Genomic DNA, 618 nt, shown 5'->3' with positions numbered 1-618 from the left:
TCTACACCTATTAAGTCGTCGGCAGCGTCAGATTTGTATAAGAGACAGGGGCGGACTCGGTGGCGTCGAACCAGGTTTGGACCTGGGCCGCCTCGTGTTCGGGGGCGAGCGCCACGAGATACACCGTGCGTTCGAGGTGGTCCCAGGCCAGCAGCCGGTCCGCCAGGACGAGGCTGGCGTCTGGATCCGGTGAGGGCTGTGGGGTGCTCGCGCCGCAGTCGCGCTTCAGCTCGTAGCCGAGGTAGCCCACGAAGCCACCCTGGAAGTCGAAGGGCAGGCCCGAGGGCGGCGCTCGCAGCCGTGTCAGCTCCTGCTGGAGGAACTCGAACAACTCCGTGGCGTGCTCCTCGGTTTCCTGGCCCCGGCGCACGGTGAGCCGGCGTGGATCCACCCGGTAGTGGATGACGGCGCTGTGTGGGCCGGTGGCGTCCCCCATGAAGGAGAAGCGGGACAGGCCGGCTTCGACGCGGCTGCTGTCCAACCAGAACGCGTGGTCCCTGCCTCCGAGGAGCGTGACGAAGGCCTGCTCCGGGTCGATATCGAGCCGCAGCTTCCGGTGGTGAACGCGGAAGGCCTCGGGTGGAGCGATGGGCCTTGGGGGCGGCGCCTCTTCGGGGG

The 618-nt window shown here is 68.1% G+C and carries 1 protein-coding gene; it reads right to left on the bottom strand.

From position 1 onward, the window contains the following. Positions 1-10: 10 nt before the first annotated feature. A partial coding sequence (locus D7W81_RS44660) for a chorismate-binding protein (protein ID WP_497747193.1) occupies positions 11-618 on the bottom strand: 608 nt, incomplete at its 5' end.

Origin of the sequence: Corallococcus aberystwythensis (assembly GCF_003612165.1) — a bacterium.
Taxonomy (GTDB): Bacteria; Myxococcota; Myxococcia; order Myxococcales; family Myxococcaceae; genus Corallococcus; species Corallococcus aberystwythensis.
This window is presented reverse-complemented; position numbering and strand designations above follow the sequence as displayed.